The sequence below is a fragment of the Paenibacillus qinlingensis genome, from assembly GCF_031455095.1.
GTDB classification, from domain to species: domain Bacteria; phylum Bacillota; class Bacilli; order Paenibacillales; family NBRC-103111; genus Paenibacillus_E; species Paenibacillus_E qinlingensis_A.
The window spans coordinates 106,297-127,698 of sequence record NZ_JAVDSB010000017.1; the positions used below are offsets into that span (position 1 = coordinate 106,297).

General features: G+C 46.3%; 20 protein-coding genes and 1 pseudogene. 4 read left to right on the top strand and 17 right to left on the bottom strand.

Features of this window, described 5'->3' with window-relative positions; genetic code table 11:
- Positions 1 to 11: 11 nt before the first annotated feature.
- From J2736_RS28655 to pheS, 4 genes are all read right to left on the bottom strand, one after another.
- Complete coding sequence (locus J2736_RS28655; protein ID WP_310501998.1) at positions 12 to 566, bottom strand: CvpA family protein; 555 nt, start codon at positions 564 to 566, stop codon at positions 12 to 14.
- Between the two features lie 6 nt (positions 567 to 572).
- A complete protein-coding gene (gene zapA, locus J2736_RS28660; RefSeq protein ID WP_310501999.1) occupies positions 573 to 2,723 on the bottom strand; it encodes a cell division protein ZapA in 2,151 nt (716 codons plus the stop codon).
- Between the two features lie 94 nt (positions 2,724 to 2,817).
- A complete protein-coding gene (gene pheT / locus J2736_RS28665; protein WP_310502000.1) occupies positions 2,818 to 5,310 on the bottom strand; it encodes a phenylalanine--tRNA ligase subunit beta in 2,493 nt (830 codons plus the stop codon).
- A 25-nt stretch (positions 5,311 to 5,335) separates the two neighbouring features.
- On the bottom strand, positions 5,336 to 6,370 hold the full coding sequence (gene pheS / locus J2736_RS28670; protein WP_310502001.1) for a phenylalanine--tRNA ligase subunit alpha: 1,035 nt from the start codon (positions 6,368 to 6,370) through the stop codon (positions 5,336 to 5,338).
- A 532-nt stretch (positions 6,371 to 6,902) separates the two neighbouring features.
- Between pheS and J2736_RS28675 the strand changes: the two genes are divergently transcribed.
- Both J2736_RS28675 and J2736_RS28680 read left to right on the top strand, forming a co-directional pair.
- Positions 6,903 to 7,331, top strand: coding sequence for a MarR family winged helix-turn-helix transcriptional regulator (locus J2736_RS28675; protein WP_310502002.1), 429 nt, complete (start codon positions 6,903 to 6,905; stop codon positions 7,329 to 7,331).
- Between the two features lie 33 nt (positions 7,332 to 7,364).
- Positions 7,365 to 9,020: an MDR family MFS transporter gene (locus J2736_RS28680; protein ID WP_310502003.1), complete on the top strand. Its 1,656-nt coding sequence runs from the start codon at positions 7,365 to 7,367 to the stop codon at positions 9,018 to 9,020.
- Positions 9,021 to 9,080: 60 nt separating this feature from the next.
- Here the strand turns inward: J2736_RS28680 and lepB are convergent, their stop codons facing one another.
- Complete coding sequence (gene lepB / locus J2736_RS28685) at positions 9,081 to 9,611, bottom strand: signal peptidase I (RefSeq protein WP_310502004.1); 531 nt, start codon at positions 9,609 to 9,611, stop codon at positions 9,081 to 9,083.
- A gap of 205 nt (positions 9,612 to 9,816) precedes the next feature.
- On the opposite strand from lepB, the gene J2736_RS28690 reads away from it, so the two are divergent.
- Both J2736_RS28690 and glsA read left to right on the top strand, forming a co-directional pair.
- Positions 9,817 to 10,737, top strand: coding sequence for an aldo/keto reductase (locus J2736_RS28690; protein WP_310502005.1), 921 nt, complete (start codon positions 9,817 to 9,819; stop codon positions 10,735 to 10,737).
- 24 nt (positions 10,738 to 10,761) lie between these two features.
- The gene (gene glsA / locus J2736_RS28695; protein ID WP_310502006.1) at positions 10,762 to 11,715 is read left to right on the top strand and encodes a glutaminase A; all 954 of its coding nucleotides are present in this window, start codon (positions 10,762 to 10,764) and stop codon (positions 11,713 to 11,715) included.
- Positions 11,716 to 11,800: 85 nt separating this feature from the next.
- Here the strand turns inward: glsA and J2736_RS28700 are convergent, their stop codons facing one another.
- From J2736_RS28700 to J2736_RS28755, 12 genes and pseudogenes are all read right to left on the bottom strand, one after another.
- Positions 11,801 to 11,986: a hypothetical protein gene (locus J2736_RS28700; protein ID WP_310502007.1), complete on the bottom strand. Its 186-nt coding sequence runs from the start codon at positions 11,984 to 11,986 to the stop codon at positions 11,801 to 11,803.
- Positions 11,987 to 12,026: 40 nt separating this feature from the next.
- The gene (locus J2736_RS28705; RefSeq protein WP_310502008.1) at positions 12,027 to 13,676 is read right to left on the bottom strand and encodes a copper resistance CopC/CopD family protein; all 1,650 of its coding nucleotides are present in this window, start codon (positions 13,674 to 13,676) and stop codon (positions 12,027 to 12,029) included.
- A 13-nt stretch (positions 13,677 to 13,689) separates the two neighbouring features.
- Positions 13,690 to 14,094 carry a DUF2203 domain-containing protein gene (locus J2736_RS28710; protein WP_310502009.1) on the bottom strand — a complete coding sequence of 135 codons (405 nt, stop codon included), beginning with the start codon at positions 14,092 to 14,094 and terminating at the stop codon, positions 13,690 to 13,692.
- A 51-nt stretch (positions 14,095 to 14,145) separates the two neighbouring features.
- The gene (nikR, locus tag J2736_RS28715) at positions 14,146 to 14,622 is read right to left on the bottom strand and encodes a nickel-responsive transcriptional regulator NikR (RefSeq protein ID WP_310502010.1); all 477 of its coding nucleotides are present in this window, start codon (positions 14,620 to 14,622) and stop codon (positions 14,146 to 14,148) included.
- 146 nt (positions 14,623 to 14,768) lie between these two features.
- Positions 14,769 to 16,532, bottom strand: a complete 1,764-nt coding sequence (locus tag J2736_RS28720) for a response regulator (protein ID WP_310502011.1) — start codon at positions 16,530 to 16,532, stop codon at positions 14,769 to 14,771.
- A gap of 59 nt (positions 16,533 to 16,591) precedes the next feature.
- On the bottom strand, positions 16,592 to 16,966 hold the full coding sequence (locus J2736_RS28725; protein WP_310502012.1) for a response regulator: 375 nt from the start codon (positions 16,964 to 16,966) through the stop codon (positions 16,592 to 16,594).
- Between the two features lie 92 nt (positions 16,967 to 17,058).
- A complete protein-coding gene (locus J2736_RS28730) occupies positions 17,059 to 17,445 on the bottom strand; it encodes a gamma-glutamylcyclotransferase family protein (protein ID WP_310502013.1) in 387 nt (128 codons plus the stop codon).
- A gap of 115 nt (positions 17,446 to 17,560) precedes the next feature.
- The gene (locus J2736_RS28735; protein WP_028556449.1) at positions 17,561 to 17,848 is read right to left on the bottom strand and encodes a CD3324 family protein; all 288 of its coding nucleotides are present in this window, start codon (positions 17,846 to 17,848) and stop codon (positions 17,561 to 17,563) included.
- A 744-nt stretch (positions 17,849 to 18,592) separates the two neighbouring features.
- Positions 18,593 to 19,354, bottom strand: coding sequence for a LamB/YcsF family protein (locus J2736_RS28740; RefSeq protein WP_310502014.1), 762 nt, complete (start codon positions 19,352 to 19,354; stop codon positions 18,593 to 18,595).
- Positions 19,355 to 19,368: 14 nt separating this feature from the next.
- Complete coding sequence (locus J2736_RS28745) at positions 19,369 to 20,364, bottom strand: 5-oxoprolinase subunit C family protein (RefSeq protein ID WP_310502015.1); 996 nt, start codon at positions 20,362 to 20,364, stop codon at positions 19,369 to 19,371.
- Positions 20,354 to 21,127, bottom strand: coding sequence for a 5-oxoprolinase subunit PxpB (pxpB, locus tag J2736_RS28750; RefSeq protein WP_310502016.1), 774 nt, complete (start codon positions 21,125 to 21,127; stop codon positions 20,354 to 20,356). Before pxpB ends, J2736_RS28745 begins: the two co-directional genes overlap by 11 nt.
- Positions 21,124 to 21,402, bottom strand: a pseudogene (locus J2736_RS28755) (hypothetical protein); the annotation flags it as partial. The gene pxpB and the pseudogene J2736_RS28755, both read right to left, overlap by 4 nt.

The following is a 21,402-nucleotide window of genomic DNA, read 5'->3' on the forward strand; positions in this document are numbered from 1 at the left end:
GCAGTAGTTTCTTATAGGGATATTCCTTGTTTCCACAGGTCGTGGAGTTTCCCGGCAACTTGCGGCAGCTCAGTAATCAAATAAGGTGCGATGGATGAGTTTGCTAAAAGCTTCTGAGGACCATCGGAAGGAATAATCGTCATGACATTAACTGCAATAACGATGATAAGCAGTGCTTCAGCCAACCCTAGTAATGCGCCGCTCCAACGGTTAATTGCGTTGAGTCCAGGCGTTTTAGCTAGAATATTCAATGCTCGTCCAATGATCACCAGCGCGAGTTTAACACTGAAAAATAGAAGTGCAAAGGCAATAGCATTTAGGATGTAGACATCTAAATTGAGGCCTTTAACGATGAATTCATATTTTTCATAATTTTGATATGTTGGCAGTGATATTGCACTTTTAAGTAGAGGCGCTAAATCTTTATAAAAATAAAAGGCAACAAGGTAAGCAAGGATCATACCTGAAATGGAGACAATCTGAGCGATAAATCCTCTAAAATAGCCAATTAGGAGTCCCAAGATAACAACCGACATCAAGACATAATCTAGTGTGTTCAGTGTCACTTCGGTCTACCCAACCGGGCTATCCGCTTCTACAAGCTCAATCCACTCGTTGTATTCGATTTGTAATTTAGCATATTCCTCACGCAATTTCCTGTACTCTTCTTTAATAGCTACCAGTTCTTCTTGCTGTGCTTCGTCATTCATATTCATCTGGAGAAGATCTTCTTTCTCCTGTTGAACTTGGGCCAAGATACGCTCTATCTCTTCTTCAAACTGCTGTGTACGTGTATTTCGCTCGGTCTGCATCTGTGCAAGCAACTCTTCTATTTTGCCTTGATAATGTTGAATGATTGCCGCCTTTTGCTCCTCAAGCTGTTGTTGGAATGTTGTTTGTTGTTCTTGGAAATGACCTTCTAGATCCCCTTTTTCCACCTCAAAGCGTCGAAGCTTCTCCTCTTCTTCTTCCTGATAAAGCAACGCCAGTGAGTCTATATCTTCTTGATATGTACTAGCTGCAACTTCGAGCTCAGCTTGATGTTTCTGCTTAATGGCATGAATTTCGGCGTGATGGCCGCGTACAATAGCCGCAATTTCATTATGATGCTTCTTTGCATTAGTAGCTGATTCAGCGTCGTGAAGCTCAGAGAGCGATTTCAACTCTAATTTGATGGAAGCCACTTCATTTTGGTGACTTTCTGTCAAGGTCGCAATCTCGAAATGGTGCTCATCTGTTTGATTGGCAATTTCATTTTGAAGTTTATCTGCGATTGCTGTTAACTCTGTTTGGTACTCTTCAGAAATCGTTTCAATCTCACTTAAATGACTGTCTGAGATCGCTATTAATTCAGCTTGATGTTCTTCCGTCAAAAGAGAGATTGCGGCTTGATGTTCTTCTTTTAAGATCGCAATGGCTACTTGTTGTTCCTCGGCCATGAGATCTATCGCAAGCTGTTGTTCCTCAGTCATACGGGTTATCGCACCTTGATGCTCTTGTTTTAACTTCGCTAGTTGGGATTGATGTTCAAGAGCCATGGACGCTTGTGCGTCTTGGTGCGCCTTGGTAAGAGATTCAATTTGCGCTTGGTAGTGCTGATGGATACCGTCGATACCAGAAGCGCTTTGCTTGGACTGTAATGCCAGTGCTTCTTGATGTTGAAGTTCTATGATTTCTTTATCCTCAAGATGTGACTGGATAAGTAGTTGTTTCTCTTCTTGCAGCTGGTTTTGAAGTGTTTCATTCTCTTGGCGATGTTTGTCGACAATAGCAGACAAATCTGCCTTATGCTGTTCAGCCAGCTTCGTGAGTTGTTGTGATTTCTGTTGCTGAACTTGTGCGAGTTGTTGCTTACTTTGTTGATGATGTTGCTTTTCTTGATCTAACTGCTGGTTTAACTGCAGACCTTGGTTCTTCTCATGGTCAAGCTTCTGGTTTAATTCTATGCTAAGATTTTTCTCATTTTCAAGTAGTTGGTTTAGCTCTAAACTGCGGTTTTTCGCTTGCTCAAGCTGCTGGATGAGTTCTAGACTTTGGCTGTTCTCTTGTTCAAGTTGCTTGCTTAGCTGCAGGCTATGGCTCTTCTCTTGCTCGAGTTGCTGCTTGAATTGGTCAATTTGTTTGTTCACTTGATCTTGTTGTTGTTTGGCTTTATCGATCTGGTGTTTAGCTTGATCGATTTGTAGCTTGCTTTGAACTTGCTGTTGCTTCACTTGTTCAAGCTGTTGCTTGGTTTGATCTAAATGTTGCTTCCCCAGTTCGTACTTTTGTTTCATTTGCAGCATCTGCTGATTCGCTTGTTCTTGATCCTGTTTTACTTTGAGTATTTCTTGCTTCTGTTGTTTTTCTTGCTCTGTCATTTGTTGCAACTGCCCGTTCTGCTCGGTTAGCAGCGTTTGTTTCTTGTCGTCCGCTTCTTTTAGTTCTTGATATCTTGATGTAAGCTTTTCGTAGGCGATTTTGGTCGCTTCCTGTTCTCTCTGCATCTTGCTGAGCTCTTCCATGATTTCATTCATTCGGAAGCATTCATCTGCCATGTTGACTGCCGCTAAAACAGCGATTCGCTGCGAATCCAAACGAGGATATCCTTTGGCAATACGAAACATTTGATCATTCACATATTCAGCCACACGCTTCATGTGATTCGTGCTAGTATCGGCTTTGAGTTTATATTGGTGTCCATATATATCAACAGTAATTCGTGTTTTATCTTCAATAGTCAATTTAAAATCCTCCCTTAAGATGAAAGGCTGGCCCTATCGAGAATAATTTCGATAAGACCAGCCTATATTCCTGCAACCTATAAGGAAAGTTACACTATTTTCTTAACTCTGCCTCAAATTGTTGTTCCAGTGTTGACACAACTTTGGCATGCAGTTCAGTTACCTCTTCATCAAGCAATGTTCTGTCCGCATGACGGTACACAAGTGCGATTGCTACACTCTTACGATTAGCACCTAGGCGCTCTCCTGTATAGATATCAAACACTTGAATTGACTCCAGCAATTCCCCTGCAACTTCGGAAATCGCTCGCTCCATAAGTCCAACTGGAACGCTTGTATTCACCACAACAGCAATATCACGCCCGATTGACGGATAACGAGGTAACAGCTTATAAACAATCTCCTCGCCAGCCGCTTCCAAGATAGGTGCTAGCTCAACTTCAAGCACATACGTGTCGTCCAGATCACGCTGCTGTTGCGCAGTCGGGTGGAGTTGGCCTACACGACCAATAACTTTTGGACCTTCAGCAGATGCAAGTAAGATCTCAGCTGTACGACCTGGGTGGAAGCCTTCTGGTGCTGCTGATGTATATGTCAGACCCTTAATTCCAAGATACTCAACTAAACGATCAAAAATCCCTTTGATGTCATAGAAATCAACCGCTTCTGACTTCTGAGCCCAGTGAGCTTGGCGGCGTTTACCTGTCAGTACGATGGACAGTAACAGCTTTTCTTGCGGCAGAGCCGTAAGTGCTGCTTCCTCCGTAATGAACGCTTTGCCAATTTCGAAAATAGCGACATCATCCATTGTACGATTGCGATTATAGCTAACAACATCGAGTAAATGAGGTACTAAGCTAGTGCGCAGCTGACTGCGATCCTCGCTCATTGGCATCGCGAGTGAAATTGGCTTCGCCGTCGGGTATAGACCAGGAATCGCATCTACTTGCGCTTGTGGATTCACTTCAGCACTTGAACCGCCTTGTGAACGCGGGTTGGTGAAGGAATACGTAATGACTTCATTCAATCCGCTTTGCGTCAAGATATTCCGTGTAATCCGGCGGATGGATTGCTCTTTGGATAGTGACCCTGGCGTTGTAACGCCGGTCATCAAGGTTGTCGGGATGTTATCGTAGCCGAAGAGACGTGCTACTTCTTCGATCAAATCGACATCACGTGTAATGTCTCCGCGGCGGCTCGGCACATGTACGAGCAGCTTGCCTTCGCCAGCTTGCTCGAATGTGAAATGCAAGCGCGAAAGGATTTGCCCCATCTCGGTCAAAGATAGCTCTGTGCCGAGATAGTTGTTCACGCGGTCAGCCCCGAGCTCAATGCTGACCGACTTGTGTGTTCCGCTAGCGGCTTCTACGATGCCGTCAGCGACTTTACCGCCTGCGTATTGCGCGATCAGCGCAGCAGCACGGTTCAATGCCGGAATCACCGATTCCGGGTTCACTTCTTTCTCGAAGCGAAGGCTCGCTTCTGAGCGAAGACCTAACTGGCGCGATGTGCGGCGCACGGAGCTGCCAGCGAACTTTGCGGATTCCAGAAGGATCCGCGAAGTTCCATCGGTCACTTCGGAGTTGGCTCCGCCCATAACTCCGGCAATCGCCACAGGCTTCGTGCCGTCCGTCACGAGAAGCATGTGTGGCTCTAACGTACGTTCCACATCGTCAAGTGTAATGAGCTTCTCTCCTGCGTCAGCGAGTCGTACATCGATGTGGCCGTTGTTTAGCTTCTCAGCGTCGAACGCGTGAAGCGGCTGGCCGTACTCTAACATCACGAAGTTCGTGATGTCGACGATGTTGTTGATGGGGCGAATGCCCGCAGCCATCAAACGGTTCTGGATCCACAGCGGAGAAGTGCCCACGCGCACGCCTTCGATGAGGCGAGCCGCGTAGTGCGTGCACTGCTCCGTCGCTGTGATCTTCACGCTGATGCGGTCCGCAGCTTTCACGCCGGCAGTGCCTGCCGCTTGAAGCGCAGCTTCCGCATCAGGCAGCTTAACTTCGTGGCCAAGAATCGCCGCGATTTCGTAAGCAGCTCCGAGCATGCTCAAGCAATCGGAGCGGTTCGGCGTCAAGTCGAGATCCATGACTTTATCGCTAATTGCCAGTACATCCAGAATGGATTGGCCAATCTCAGTGTCCTCAGGCAACACCAAGATACCTTCTTGAATTTCTTTTGGAAGCAATTTGTCGTTAAGTCCTAGCTCTTTCGCGGAACAGATCATACCTTGAGATTCCACGCCGCGCAGCTTAGCGCGTTTGATTTCCAGTCCGCCCGGAAGGACTGCACCGATCATCGCGACAGGAACTTTTTGTCCAGCGTCAATGTTTTTGGCACCACACACGATTTGCAAGTCTTCGCCTTGCCCTGCATCGATCACACATACGCTTAGTTTATCCGCATCTGGGTGCTTCTCGCGGGATTTAACAAAACCAACAACTACGTTCGAAACCCCTTTGTTACGATCCTCAACGATATCTACTTCAATCCCGCTACGGGTTAATTTTTCAGCTAATTCCTCGGCTGTGAAGCCTGTTACGTCAACATATTCCGATAACCATTGATAAGAAACTTTCATGCTTTTACCCTCCTTTTCCTAATGCTTACACATGTAAAAATTGCTTTAAGAAACGCAAATCATTCGTATAGAAATGACGAATATCTTCAATGCCATATTTCAACATAGCAATACGTTCAACACCCATACCGAATGCGAAGCCTGTATATTCTTTCGGATCATAGCCACCCATTTCAAGAACTCGCGGATGAACCATGCCCGCTCCGAGAATTTCCAACCAACCTGTTTGCTTACATGTACGACAACCTTCGCCGCCACACATCGCGCAGCTCACATCAACTTCAACACTCGGCTCTGTGAACGGGAAGAAGCTTGGACGCATGCGAATTTTCGTCGATGGGCCATACATTTCTTGTACGAATTGAAGCAATGTCCCTTTGAGATCACTCATGCGTACATTGCGGTCGATGACCAGCCCTTCGATTTGTTGAAACATGTGAGAGTGAGTCGCATCGTCATCATCGCGGCGGTAAACTTTGCCTGGGCAAATGATTTTGATCGGAACTTCGCCTTTACGCTTCTCCATTGTTCTTACTTGAACAGGGGAAGTCTGCGTACGCATTAAAATCTCATCTGTCACATAGAACGAATCCTGCATATCACGAGCCGGGTGATCCTTTGGCAAGTTCAACGCTTCGAAATTGTAATAATCTTGTTCGACTTCCGGACCTTCGGCCACGGTGTAGCCCATCCCGATGAAAATGTCTTCAATTTCTTGAATCACTTTGCTCAAAGGATGCACAGCACCTTGCTGTGAAGGACGTCCCGGTAAAGTAACGTCGATCATTTCAGCGCGAAGTCTGTTTTCTGTCTCTTGCTTCGTGTATGCGGCTTGTTTCTCTTCAATAACAGACTCAATTGCTGCCCGAACATCATTGGCTACTTGGCCAATGACCGGTCTTTCTTCTGCACTTAACGCGCCCATGCCGCGAAGAACTTCCGTTAACGGTCCTTTTTTGCCCAAATATTTAACTCTTAAATCGTTCAGCTCCTGCTGACTTCCAACGCCGCTTAGCTCCTGCAGCGCTTCCTGCTTCAAAGCCTCTAACCGCTCTTTCATTGAAATCCCTCCTGATTTAGGCCTCTGAATCACCCTTTATGAAAACACAAAAAAGACTTTCCGCTCCCTCGCAAGGGACGAAAAGCCGTGGTACCACCCTAATTAGATTCGTCTATGTCCAGTTGACAAATAAACGAGTCTCACTTCATTCCAGATAACGGACGATGTGTCCGGTTCCCTCTAATGAGAAGCTGATTAGCGCTTCTGTTCAAAGGACTGCTCGGGAGCGAACTTCCACAGCCTGATTCTCGGGGCCAGCTCTCAATCATCGGCTTTCCCTCCCTGTCAAGAAGCACTGCGTACTCTTCTCCGTCAAAGCATTTCCACGTATATGTACCAGTTATTATATGCAAGATACAGAGGATATGCAAGTACATCCAACCTTTGTTTCTGAAAGTTTTCAGAAATATCCTGTTGACTTCATGCAACGACAGGTTTATATTTTACTTAAACAATTTAAATATTACTTGTTTTAATTATTATATTGTTTAATTATTAGACAATTCGAACAATTTGCAAGGGAGGTTATGACTTGGAAAATGATTTGAATGACTTCACCAATCGCTTTCGGACAACATTTGAATTAGCTCATCGCAAAATCTCACAAAGAGTCCTTGCGGAGTTGAATTCAGAGTTAACGGCTCCCCAATTATTCATGTTAGCGATGATCTCTAAAGAACAAACACCAAAACAATCTCAGCTTGCTGAAAAATTGGGGGTTAAACCAAGTGCGATCACGGTGATGATTGATCGACTTGTTCAGAGCGGGCATGTGATACGTAAACATCATGAGACGGATCGTCGGATCGTCCTGGTAGAAAACACAGCTGAAGGAGCTGCTGTTCTTGCTAAGGCTACCGAAGTCCAGAAGAAAGTAATTGCTAGTGGATTATCTCAGCTCCCTTCAGATGAGCTTCGCATTTTCGTAAGTGCTTTCGAAAAATTCACTACATCTTATTAATTCATCATTTTATTCATCAAAGGAGTGATACACATGGACAATATTCAAAAAGCAGCGCCGAACGAGCTCTCGGATTCAGCTGCACCTGAGCTCAAAAACCGAGGGCTCCTGCTCACTGGTTTGATCATCGCCATGCTCTTCGGAGCCTTGGACGGTACGATCGTAGGAACTGCAATGCCGCGTATCGTTGGAGAATTCGGTGGACTAGGGTTGATGACCTGGTTAACAACAGCTTACATGTTAACATCAACCGTCGTCGTGCCTATCGCGGGTAAACTGGCAGACTTAATTGGCCGCCGCGTCATTTATGTTACAGGACTTATTATCTTTATCGTTGCATCTGCGCTTTGTGGTATGTCACAGAACATGACTGAACTTATTTTGTTCCGTGGTTTGCAAGGTCTTGGCGGTGGTATCATGATGCCAATGGCAATGATTATTATCGGGGATTTGTTTACAGGTAAACAACGTGCCAAATGGCAAGGGGTTTTCGGAGCGATCTTCGGTTTATCCTCTGTTATTGGGCCGCAAGTTGGCGGATGGATCGTAGATGCTTGGGACTGGCGTTGGGTGTTCTACATTAACCTGCCCGTTGGTATCCTTGCTGTTATTTTGATCGCAATTGCGTTACCGAAACATAAATCAGTAGGAAAAGTTAAATTCGATATTCCGGGTATTGTTACCATGATCGTCGGGGTTGTGAGCTTACTTCTTGCTCTTACGTTTGGCGGTAGTGAATACGCTTGGGGTTCTTGGCAAATCATTGGTCTCTTTGTACTTGCTGTAGCGTCCTTAACTGCCTTCATCTTTATTGAGAGTAAAGCGGCAGAACCGATTCTTCCCGTACGTTTATTTAAAAATAGAACCTTCTCCACGATTAACGGTGTAGGCTTCCTTATGGCTGTCGGTATGTTCGGCGCAATTATGTTCGTTCCTTTATTCATGCAAGGTATTGTCGGTATTAGTGCTTCGGCATCCGGAACGGTCATGACACCACTGATGATTACGATGATTATTGCCAGCGTCGTTTCTGGTCAATTCATTGCCAAAATCGGTGTTCGCAAACAAATGCTCATTGGTATGATCGTGATGGCCGTAGGCTTCTTGTTCCTTGGCACGATGGGTATTTCAACAACCAAGTTGATCGCGTCCAGCTACATGGTTCTCCTTGGTCTAGGCATGGGGCTTGTTATGCCAATTCTTACACTTGCTCTGCAAGAAAGCTTCCCCAAATCGGAGCTAGGTGTTGTAACATCATCCAGCCAATTCTTCCGTCAAATCGGTGGTACTTTCGGGATGACGATTCTCGGTGCCATCATGAATCATAAATCAACAGTTTTGCTTGAAAGAGATTTGGAACCAGTCGTGAAGCAGCTGCCCGCGGAAGCAAGTGAGCTAGCTAATTCGATGACCGATATGATTCATACGAATCCGCAAGCCCTATATTCATCGCTTTTGGTGCCAGAATCCTTAGCTAAAATGCCAAAAGAATTCGTGGAGCATATGGTGCCAATGCTTAAAAATGCGCTAGTGACTTCCCTTCATTCCGTGTTCACATATGGCTTAGTGTTTGTACTTCTAGGTGCAATTCTTACGCTCTTCGTTGGTAATATTAAGCTTTCCGATCGTAAAAAGAAAAACGAAGACGACGGTGACGAAGAGAAACAAGTTTCCCCTCATCTCGCTTAAATAATGAAAAAGCTCCCTTCCTTGTAATGAGGTTGGGAGCTTCTTTTTTATATATGCTTTTTAATCAATCGTTCCTATTTGGCTAAGCGGAAATATCCGAAATACAGCTTTGCCAATAATATCTTTCTCCGCTACAAATGGTGTCGATGGCCACAAATGGGAATCATAACTGTCGTTGCGATTATCCCCTAGGAAAAAATACTTCCCTTCGGGTACAGTAACCTGATGGAAAGTATACGTCATAGGCGCTTGGATATAGGGCTCGTCTACTTTGACTCCATTCCGATATAAGGCACCCTCTTTGATCTCAATCGTATCGCCAGGCAGACCAATCAGACGCTTCACATAGCGGTCTTCATTTCCTTCAATTGGCGGCCAAAACACAACGATATCACCGAATTCAAAGTTGGTTAACGGCTTCATTTTCTCCACAATAAGCTCGTCTTGCAATTGTATGGTTGGCAGCATAGAGCCTGTTGGAACTGTCATCGCTTGCGCAACATACGTATTGACGACAAGCGCGATAATGATTGCGAATGCGATCGTAGGTACCCATTCTTTCAATAGGCTAAGCACATACTTTTTGACCAAAATACCAACATCCTCTCGTAAAAATTCATCCCCTCCTTACACCATAACCCATTTATGGAAAGCTTACATTAAGATGAGATAAACTTTGTTAATAATGCCTCTAGTAAGATGTTTACAGGAACCGAAAACTTTAACTTGCTAAATGTGGTAAAATAACAGCTAGTTGTATAATGAATTTGGATACCTATTGAGGAGAGTGCACAACATGAAATATCGTAGACTTGGCAAAACAGACCTGAAAGTTTCCATCGTTGGTGTTGGCACCTGGCAATTTGGCGGTGAGTGGGGATTAACCTATACGCAAGCAGAAGCAGATGCGATTCTAGATCAAGCCGCTGAGCTTGGAATCAACTTGATCGATACGGCAGAGTGCTATGGGGATCATCTATCTGAATCCTTTATTGGTAGTTATTTATCCCGCCGCGATCGCGATAAGTGGGTTGTGGCAACGAAATTCGGCCATCATTTCCATGATTTATTTACCCGGACTGATGAATTCAGTGCTGAATCCGTTGTCAAGCAGCTGGATGCTTCCTTACAGGCTTTACATACGGATTATATTGACTTATACCAGTTCCATTCCGGACCTGACGCATTATTCGATAATGATGATCTATGGACCACCCTTGATAAACAAGTCCAAGCGGGCAAAATACGTCACCTAGGTACTTCGATCGGCAGCAATGCCAATATTCATCAGACTTCCGCTTCTACAAAAGTGAACTCCAAAGCGATTCAAGTTGTCTACAATCGTTTGGATCGTGCTCCTGAAGAGTCCGTCTTCCAGTCCTGTATCGATCAAGATCTTGGCGTACTCGCACGTGTTCCGCTAGCAAGTGGTTATTTAAGCGGGAAATATAAGCCAGGTGCCGTATTCAGTAACACGGACGTTCGTCACCGTCACGATGCGGAAAGCGTCAAACAGAAGCTGGAAGAAGTTCAGCGCATACAGCAAAATGAGGTACCCGAAGGAATGGATATGGCGAAATGGGCACTTGCTTGGTGCTTGAAGCATGATGCCGTCACTTCCGTTATTCCAGGCTGTAAGAACCCTGAGCAAGTGATTGCGAATGCAGCGGCAACTGAGCTTATCAGTGACAATCATCCGCAAGCTTGGAAAGCCTAAGGAAGAGGAAGGACGGACTTCGCCATGCCTCACTTACAGCACGATGAAACTTGGAAGAAGTTGCATACCCATATCGACGAGTGGGTGGCTGGCAGCAAAACACATACCAAGGAAGGTCATGTCGCTTCCTATATTCCTGAATTAGCGAACGCTTCTGGGAATATTCTCGGTTTTTGCATCATGGATCATGCAGGGCAAACCATCACATCAGGTGATTCTGAGTTTCGTTTCACCCTGCAAAGTATTTCGAAAGTTTTCTCACTGATTTTAGCTCTCATGGATAACGGTGAAGAGGTTGTCTTCTCCAAGGTAGGCATGGAACCGACGGGTGATGACTTCAACTCCATGTTGAAGCTCGAACTCATTGAGCCAGGCATTCCTTTCAACCCTTTAATCAATGCGGGGGCGATTGCTATCTCTTCTTTGATCGGAGGGAATACGCCAGATGAACAGATCGATCGTATCCTTCATTTCTTCAGGGATATTGCTGATAATCCTGCACTTGATATCAATCAAAATGTGTTCAAATCGGAATCCGATACAGCTCATCGGAATCGTTCCTTAGCTTACTTCCTGAAGGATAATGGCGTTTTGGATAAAGAAGTTGACGAAGTGCTGCGTGTTTACTTCAGTCACTGCTCCGTTGAAGTGAATTGCACAGATCTGGCCAGAATGGCCCTTGTTCTCGCGCATAACGGCGTGGATCCGATCCGCAAACAGCGTCTCATCCCGCGGCGCTTCGTGCAAATCACCAAGACCTTCATGTTTACCTGCGGCATGTACAATGCCTCTGGCGAATTCGCGATGAATGTCGGGCTGCCTGCGAAGAGCGGTGTGTCCGGCAGTATCCTGACGATGGTGCCGGGACAATATGGCATTGGGGTCGTCGGACCAGCCCTCAATCGCAAGGGAAACAGCACAGCTGGTGTTCATCTTCTCGGCATGCTCTCGCAGGAATTCGACTGGAGCTTATTCTAAAAAAGCTCGCAAACAAAAAAGAACCTTCCCCTTGACCACGTTTCCGTCGTTCAAGGGGAAGGTTCTTTCCATTCACACCGTACTTTTATTGCATCGATTGTTTGACCCGTTGGAGCGCTTCAATCAACTCATCCACTTCATGTTCACTCAGCCGAATCGTCACATAGTTGGGTGAAATGCCACCGTCGTTAATCTCAATGAGCGCCGAATCATCCTTGTCATCTAACTTGACTGACAGATTGTCCTTGTCTAACATGAGAACCCAAGCCATAGGTAATCCTCCTCGTCGAGTGAATCTGCTTTATTTATCCTTAATATACGATAAAATCTTTGGTATAAACAGTCTCATTATCATCTGTATCCATGACACGCATTTCTAGCTCCCAATTCCCTCTAAAGGGCAAATACGGCCCTTCCGATTTGTAGCTAAACTTGGCAAATCCGTACGACTCCTCTTCCTTCGTATCTTTATAGATCGTTAACGGAATAGAAATCGGCGCGATCTCATTGTCATCCTTGTTATGCAAAACTAAGAGCACTTGCTTCGGTTGACCTGATTTCTCAGGCAGCCACACTTTGGCTACGAAAGCATTGTTTCCAGGGACCTTCGGTGTAATATCGACTGAAACATGGACCTTCTCCCCCATTTGATGCCATTGCAATGGCTCATTTGCTGGGATCGGCGCCATATACGTAAGCAGCCCTACTAAAACAACAATGATGACCATAAGCGAGAGATCTAGCTTAACCCACACGATGGATTGATTCACTTGTTTCCTGCGAAGGAAGAGGCGAATTACGAATCCAATTAGGGCAACAAGTACTACCACGCCTACTTTCACAAGTAAGAGAATTCCCCACGTTGTGTACGTCAAGTATTCCAAACTCGGTAAAAATAGCAGAACAGATAGAATCCCTGAAACGGTTAAAACAATAATCGAAATCAGTGCGAATTTTGAAAATTTCTGCATGTAGCTGCCGAGGTCCATCTTGTTATGACGCCATTTGGCATACAACAGAATCAATCCACCTACCCAACAAGCGGCAGCGACGAGATGGATAAAGTCGAGCCCAATCGTCGCCAATAGTGGAGAGAAGGAGGCTGCGTGGCCGCTAAAGCTTTTGACAGCCAATAGAGCAATTGACCAACCCACATCAATCCAAGCTAACCTCCCCAGCAACACAAAGCCTAGAAAGGATAATACAAGTAGCAGCACCCAAGAAATTCCGATATTCGTCGCACTAAGCAGCTGCCATATTTCTTCGACACCACCGCCACCTAGCAGATCCTCGATATGCGTGAAAATCAGCAATAATAGGGCAACAATGTGCGCGCGTTGAAGATTGAGCGTCCACGAAGAAACGAACTTTTGTGTTTCCTCGCCTTGCGGTCTCATCAATCGTAACCAGAAAGCCCATCCCGTCAAGGCTAACAACATCAAGAACCACAAGCCGCGAGAGGCGTATTGCAGCAATCCTTTTGTCGTTAGAGGTCCCGAGCTATGATCGTGCCCCGTATGGGCCGAAGGCACATCGAGAACATCTTCTTGTGGTGGATTACCGACTGTAATCGGATAGCTCCCACCTACCGGATGACCGTCAGCTGAGATAACGTGATAGCTAATTAAATACACGCCTTCTGCCAGCCTCGGCAAATCCAGTTTAATGCCCATCTGATCCTTATTCATGATTGCTTTGCGATTGGTCGTCTCTGTTCCATCATGATCATAAACTTTGATATAAAAGAGTCCGCTATCTAATTGTTCATTGAACGTAACGGAAATTTGCTGTGGTGAGGTTTCGAGCTTCGCACCCGCTTCCGGCGTTGCTTCGACTAATGAGGCATGCGCAGAAACGGTTCGAGGCGCTATGGCCGTGCTCAGCAACATAATCGCCAGTACAGCAAGCATGACGGCAGGCAGTCGCAAGATCCACTTGGTTCGTTGTTTAAATAATCCCATTATCCCTATCCCTCTAATCCGCTATTGGTCTACGTCCAGCAAAACCATCTTGCTCACCGTGATAATAACGAATCTGATCCTCTCCTTGCTTCCAACACAGCAATACTTCTTGTCCATTCATTACAGCTGGAAAATCCACAAGTCCTGAATCGATATCCTTCAGCTCAATGCCCGTCTTTTGAAAGCTTTGGATAAGCCCACGCGCTTCAATTTGCAAAAATTCCAGTGCCGCTTCCATGACAAAAAAGGGATCCTTTTCCCCGCTCGGCTTCTCTGCGTACTCATTCTTCTTATGGCGTAGTTCCATATATTTATCCTCAAACTCGCTCTTCAAGGCTTGCATTTTCTTCAGTTCCTGATTAACAAAAGGCAGTAAACCATTGGCCTCTTCCAAAGAGAACCATTTCTTCTCAGACATAACGCACCTCCATGTCCTTATTTTAGCAAAAAAACGAAAGAACTACGAATTCTAATCATGTGAATGAGGCTTATCGTGAACGTGATGATGATGTCCATGACTGTGGCCTTGCTCGTCTACATGTGTAACAGACAGCTCCGCGTAGCCAACCCCTTTTAACACTTGGATTCGTTGCTGCAGCTCTCTAAGTTTCTGCACCTCACCTCGAACGACGAGTATTTCCAAGCATTGCTGATGGTTTAAATGGATATGCATCGTTGAGATAATAGCGTGATGATAATCATGCTGAAGCTCCATTAATGTAATGGGCAGATCTCTAATCTCATGGTCATACACCATGACAATTGTTCCGGCAACCATTTCCTCTGGCTGCATACTGCTTGACGTTAAAAGCGCCTTGCGCGCGAGATCTCGGATCGCCTCTGAACGATTATCATACCCCTGTAAGGCAATTAACCGATCGAATTGCTCAATGAGTGAATGTGGCATTGAAATTCCAAAACGTACCAGATTGTCTTTCTCTGACATTCTTCTTGCTCCTTCATCAATAGCTTTGTGTATCATCTTACTGTATCAGAAAGTGCGGAAGTCGCAAACCTCCGACACCGAAGATTCACCTGCACGCAACATAAGCTAGACAAATAGCAAAAAAGAGAGGCCATTGCCCCTCCTACTTAGTCTAATTTCATGAGTTGTTTGACGCGGTTTTCCAGTTCTACGAGTGAGAATGGCTTCGTCATATAATCATCTGCACCCATTTGGAGTCCCTTCGCTACATCCGCTGCTTTCTTTTTGCCCGAGAGCATAAGCACCTTCATATCCTTGGAAAGCTCACTAGCTTCCCTCTTGATTTTCTCCAATAATGTAAATCCATCAAGTTTTGGCAGGATGCCATCCAAGATGCACGCATCGAAGGCTTGATTAGCCAGTAGTTGCCACGCTTGCTCGCCATCTGATACCTGCGTAATGACGATCGGCAAGTGCTCCAATTGGGAAGTCAAGATCGCTCTTAGAATGGGATCATCATCAACAATTAAGAGCTTCTTCTTCTGCAGCTGAGCATGTGCATGTGCGACGAGCTTCGTAAATTGTGCGCCCTCATCCTCTAAGTCAGCCAGTACGATACGATTCTTGCCCTGTTGCTTCGCTTGATACATCGCGTCGTCTGCCTTGGCAACCCACTCTGCAATCAACATACCTACTTGCCATTCGGCTACACCAGCTGAAAATGTGATCGAGAACGATTGGCCTTCATTTTTAGCTACCGCTTTCACACGGACTTTATCCAAAATATCTTGCATGATCGCTCGGGCCTGATCTACAGTCGTATTCGGTAGTGCGATCACAAATTCTTCTCCGCCAAAACGGGCCAATAAATCCGTCGACCGCAAATTCACCTGCATTAAATGTGCCAAACCTTGAAGAACCAAATCACCTACGTGATGACCGTACGTATCGTTAACACTTTTGAAATTGTCGATATCAATGAAGACAAGCGATATTGGCGCTGGATAGCGTTCAATACGCTGCAGCTCCAACCCAATTTGCAGATCAAAATATCGCCGATTAAACACACCTGTCAGCGGGTCACGGAAAGCTAATTGCTCAAAATTCCGCGTCCGTTTGAGGAGACCGTAAATGCGTGCCGCCAATTCCTCATATTGGAATGGCTTGGTCACATAATCATCTGCTCCCAAATGGAAACAACGAACTTTATCGCTGACATCGTCTCGTCCTGATAAAACAATCAGCGGCAGCCACTTAAGTGTAGGATCTTCCTTCAAAAACTCAAATAGCTCATAGCCCGACTGCGGATGCATCATCAGATCTAACGTAACGAGGTCATACGTATGTTCTCGAAGCAACTTTTTAGCCGATTCTACGTCCGCTGCCTCATCAACAACAGAGTCATCGAGTTGCAACCGTCTGGTCAAATAAGAACGAAGTACATCGTCATCATCGACTAATAAAATACGACTTTTGAGCGTTCGAAGCATAGAACCTGCAATAGGGTCCTGCTCCTCATCCATCTGAATTTCTGTTAAGCCAATGTCCAGTTCCATTTTCAATTGCAGCAATAGGCCAGCCGTTCGTTCTATGCTTTCAGATATAGGGCTTGTTGATTGAAGCAACTCATCGTCCTGCTTCTCATTGGCTAATGTCCACTCCCAATTCCTCACCAAATCCTCGGCCAATTTACCAATTCTCACATAACCAAATACGGGCGCACTGCCTTTGAGTGTGTGTGCAATCCGATAGCAATGCTGCAGATCCTCTAGGATTGGCTCCGTCTGAACGGCAGTCAGCAAGGACTGCAACTGCTGAAGCTGCTTGTCGTATTCACGAATAAAAATCTTTCTACCCTGCTTGAGGATTCTTGCTTCGCGATCCGACTCTGAACCTGAATCTTTGGATCTCTCTAGGTTTCTATGGCTCATAACAGACAATCACCCTTTTTAAGCTTAATTAATCGGATTCCAGCGACTGCTTGTCTAACCTATCGTTGCAACAGCTGCCCTATCGTGTCTAATAATTGAAGTGGACTGAAGGGTTTTACAATGTACGTCGTGACACCGGCTGCCTTCGCTTTCTCTTTATCTTTCTCCAAGGCCTTGGCTGTCAAAAGAATAACCGGCAAGTCCTTGTTCACATTATCACTTTGTCTCAACCAGGAGCATACCTCTACACCCGTGCGTTCCGGCATCATATAATCCAGAATGATTAAGTCGTAAGCTTCCTTGCCGAGCTGCTCGATTGCTTGTTGGCCATCCTCAACCTCCGTGATGACGTATCCCTCATCAGATAACGTTTCCGTCAGCAGAAAGCGAAGCGCCAGTTCATCGTCAGCTAGCAAAATTCTGTAAGATGACATGTTCTCTCTCCTCAAGTCCATCTAAATTAGTACTAATTATAGCATCATATCAGAGGGCAAGATAGGAAAATGTCGGAAAACCGCGAAAGAAATTACATGTTTTTTTGGTGCAAATGCTCTTTCCACGAAGATCCAGATATGGCTGGAAGTCCGCGCGGACTTGTGTAGCCATACACCCAGCCTTCCCGTTCTCCGTTAATATCCTGTACCCAAGTTCGCTCGTATTCATTATCCGGATGCCCTGGACTGTAGTACGTTTCCAAAATGTCCATGGCGGCTAGTCCTTCTTCTGTAACTTCAATCCATTCCCCTATAACCACATGATCATCATCACCTGTCCGAACTAACGCTGGATAGGGTCCAACATCATACAAACGACCGTTAATCGCCCCAGGTTGCACTGCCTGTAAATACGGTGAAACAACGAAATGATTACTTTCTCCTACAAGTAACGTTCCATACACGAATACAGCTATCATCTATACTCCTCCTAATTCTCTACATGCTCTATCTACATGTTTTCGGCGCCAAAACCATGGATTCCTACAGCTAACGATAAAAAGGAAAAAAGCAGCATCACAATGGATGCTGCTTCTATGCCTGATTGGCTGTTAATTCTCTTGTTTTAACAATAATTTTGCGGATACTGTCTTCGGACAAATGAAACACCTTGATCAGCTCTAAAACCGTCGAACCTGTTTGGTACAGACGGAAAATCTCACGATTTCTCCGCTCAATAATGATGCGAGTGCCGTTATTTTCTCCCCAACCTGCACGTTTCTGCTCTTTCTTAGGGATATACACGATTTCGCCTTGGATATATTCTTGTAATTGTTTTAATAGGTTAGGGGGAAGAACATCTTTCCCGTTCTTATAACTCATGGATGAAAACCTCCTCAAATTGTGCAAAGCTTAACTTTGACTGATTTGCAGAGAGTATCTTCATCGCCCCTTAACCTCCTACCATTCTCAAAAATGGAATAAAAAAAACACGATCATAATCGTGCCTGTCGGTTGTATATGCAATTATACAATTCAGGTGAACGGTTATTCCACGAATGATATTCAGTTAGGAGACGAGTACCTCTGCGGCGGCCGCAACATTCATCGCTACTGTCATTGTCATTGTGTACATTAAAAAGCACTCCCTTCACCGTAGTTTATTGTTGTGTTCACTTCGTGTTCACAATTTTCATTATATGTAAAAAGCTTCTCGCTGTCTACTCGTTCGTAAAAGTTATGCGAGGGCCTAGTGGCCCCCGCTTGGAACAGTGACCTCTGCTTACGCAGAGATCACCTCTGTTTGCGTTGTAATCACCTTGATCACTCCTTTCTTAAGGCATGGAAGCCGGCCGGCTACATATCTATTAACTCATATTGTGGGGCCGCTCTCAAGTGAAAGAATGGTTATAGGGATTCTTTCCTTATTCGGGGTACAGAAACCTTCTGAACTGACTGACTGATTGACTGGCTGTGACTGACTCTATACCTTTCAGGAATATAACTCAGTGACAAAATTCAAATATTGTCAGTTGTTTTTTGTAACTCAATAGTAGCATCCTTCGGCATATGCCTGTTCTAGAAAGGATGCGGGTTCACAGTTGGGGACTGCGTGCAGCAACTTCTTTAGCCCCCTAGCGGCAGCACCGCGATGCCGCCTCGTTCCAGCAGCGCGCGGATATCGCGCGCGAATTCCACGGCGTGCACACCGTCGCCGTGGATGCAGATCGTGTCCGCGCGCATGCTCAGATCCTCTCCCTCACGGGAGAGGACCTTGCCTTCGCGGACAAGCCTCTCCGCCTGCGCCGCAGCCTCGGCGGCGCTCTCAAGCAGCGCCCCCGGCTGGTCGCGGGGCGTCAAAGAGCCGTCCCGCTGGTAGCTGCGGTCCGCGAAAGCCTCGCTCGCGGTACGCAGCCCCGCGGCGGCGCCCGCCCGCAGCAGCTCGCTGCCGGGCGGGCCATACAGCGTCAGCTCCGCGCTGACGCTAGCCGTTGCAGCCGCAATCGCGGCGGCTAACTCATGGCGCTTCGCAGCCATGTGGTAGAGCGCGCCATGCGGCTTGACATGCTGCAGGCGTCCGCCTTCGGCATGGACGAACGCCTGCAGCGCTCCGAGCTGATACAACGTCAGCTCGTATGCCTCTGCCGGCGTGATCGCGATCTCGCGCCGGCCGAAGCCTTGCAGATCGGGCAGGCCCGGATGGGCCCCGATCGCCACGCCCTTGCGCAAGCACAGCTGTACTGTGCTGCGCATGGTTGCGGGGTCGCCTGCGTGGAAACCGCAGGCGATGTTGGCCGAGCTGACGTAGTCGAGCAGCTCCGCATCACGGCCGAGGCGATAAGCCCCAAAGCCTTCGCCCATGTCACAATTCAAGTCAATGCGCAACATCGCGCTCACTCTCCCTATTTTTTCAGGCCTCGGAACCAAGTCTGCATGCCTATCTCCAACAGCTTCAGATCCATGGCTTGGAGCAGTAACTGCTCCTGCGCTTCGCGATGTGTAACCTCTTGGAACTGCAGCATCCCGCCTGGCTTTATTTGCGCGACAAGCGGAAGGTCTGCGGAGATCACATGACCGATGTGAGGATATCCCCCTGTTGTTTGACAATCAGCAAGCAATACAATTGGTTGTCCACTCGAAGGAACCTGGATTGTGCCGCAAGCCACTGCTTCCGAAATCATCTCATACGATATACCCTCGGTAAGCGCAAGCTTACGCTCACTCGACAATCGATACCCCATTCGATCTGATTGCGAGGTAACCTGAAAGCTTTGAGACAGCAATTGCGACCAGCTCTCTGGCGTAAAGTAGGATGCTTCCTTACCTTTAACGATCCTTACGACTAGATTATCGCGATAGTCTGGACGAATTCGTGGACTCACAGACCTAGCTCGAAGGTCAACAGCGTTAATGAGCTGAATAGGCGATTCATCTTTCTCCATTTTTAAGACATCCCCAACCCGGAGAGTTCGTCCCTCATATCCACCCATACCTGCTCTCAGATACGTACTGTGACTTCCCAGTGCTTCCGCAGCCATAAATCCGCCATGCACAGCCAAATAGGCTCTACAACCCTCTACAGCGTATTGGAATTGAAGTTCACTTCCAGTGCGAAGAACGAAAGGCTGCCACAAAGGCGCTAAGCTTCCATCCACCTTCGCTTCCATATCTGCACCGCAAATGGCAACTAACCGATCACTCTGAGCAACTAACGTGGGACCGCTGAGTGTCATTTCCAATGCCACTGCTTCATAACCATTGCCCACTAATAAGTTGGCAGTTCGGTGAGCAAACCGATCCATCGGTCCCGCCACAATGACACCATATTTTCGATAACCGTAGCGTCCCTCATCTTGTAAGGTGGATAATAGACCCGGTTTTATGACCTCAAAGCCCATCGCTTGCAATCCCTTCTTCTAGCGCTTGAAACTCCCCTGATGAGATCGCCACAAATTTCACATGATCACCAACCTTGAGCAGAGAAGGTGGATCTGTGTCTGGACGAAACAAACGTAGTGGTGTTCGACCAATAAGTTGCCAGCCGCCTGGCGTTTCAAAAGGGTAGATGCCTGTTTGGGCCCCGCCAATGCCTACAGAGCCGGCTGGAATTCTTGTGCGCGGCACGGATTTACGAGGTGTCGTAAGCCTTCCATCCATCCCCCCTAAATAGGGAAACCCAGGTGCGAAGCCTATCATGTACACCGGATACACACGAGATGTATGCCAAGTTACGATGTCTGCTGTACTCACCTTATGATAATTAGCTACTTCCTCGAGATCAGGCCCATAGGCCGCCTCATAGCACACAGGAATATCAGTAATAGCACCTAATTGTCTTGCTGTACCTTCTTTATAGTTTTCTAGCAACTGAACAATGTGTTGCAAGACATAATCATACGGGTGCCAAGCCGCAGCCCATTGGGATTGTCCACTTTTTAACACAGCTTCGGAAGTATAGTTATAAATGCGGAAAGCATCATAAAAGATTGTAATGGTTGTATAGGCAGGGACTAGTTCTAAGAAGCCCTTCTGCCAATTATTTTCCAAATAATGTGCTACCTGCCTAACCAGTTGCAGTGTCGCTAACGAAATGTCCGATCCAAGTCGAATCACGATCGCCGAGTCTCCAAGCGGATGGCATTCGTAGACTAATTTGGTCATGCAAAATCTTGCTTTTTCAACCAATTTGCGCAAACTTCAGGCCAGACATAAGCCTCTGGATGATCTGCTGCGATTCCGATGCCATGTTTTCCTGATTCGAAGACATGCAGATCGAAAGGAACTTTATTACGGCTCAATGCACTAGCAAAAAGCAAGCTATTTTCAACTGAAACCGCTGCATCTGCTGATGTTTGTATACTACGCAAAATAACACAACCTTTTATTTTTATTGTATAATAGAAGTAAGGAATATAAAAGGAGACGGATACGATGGA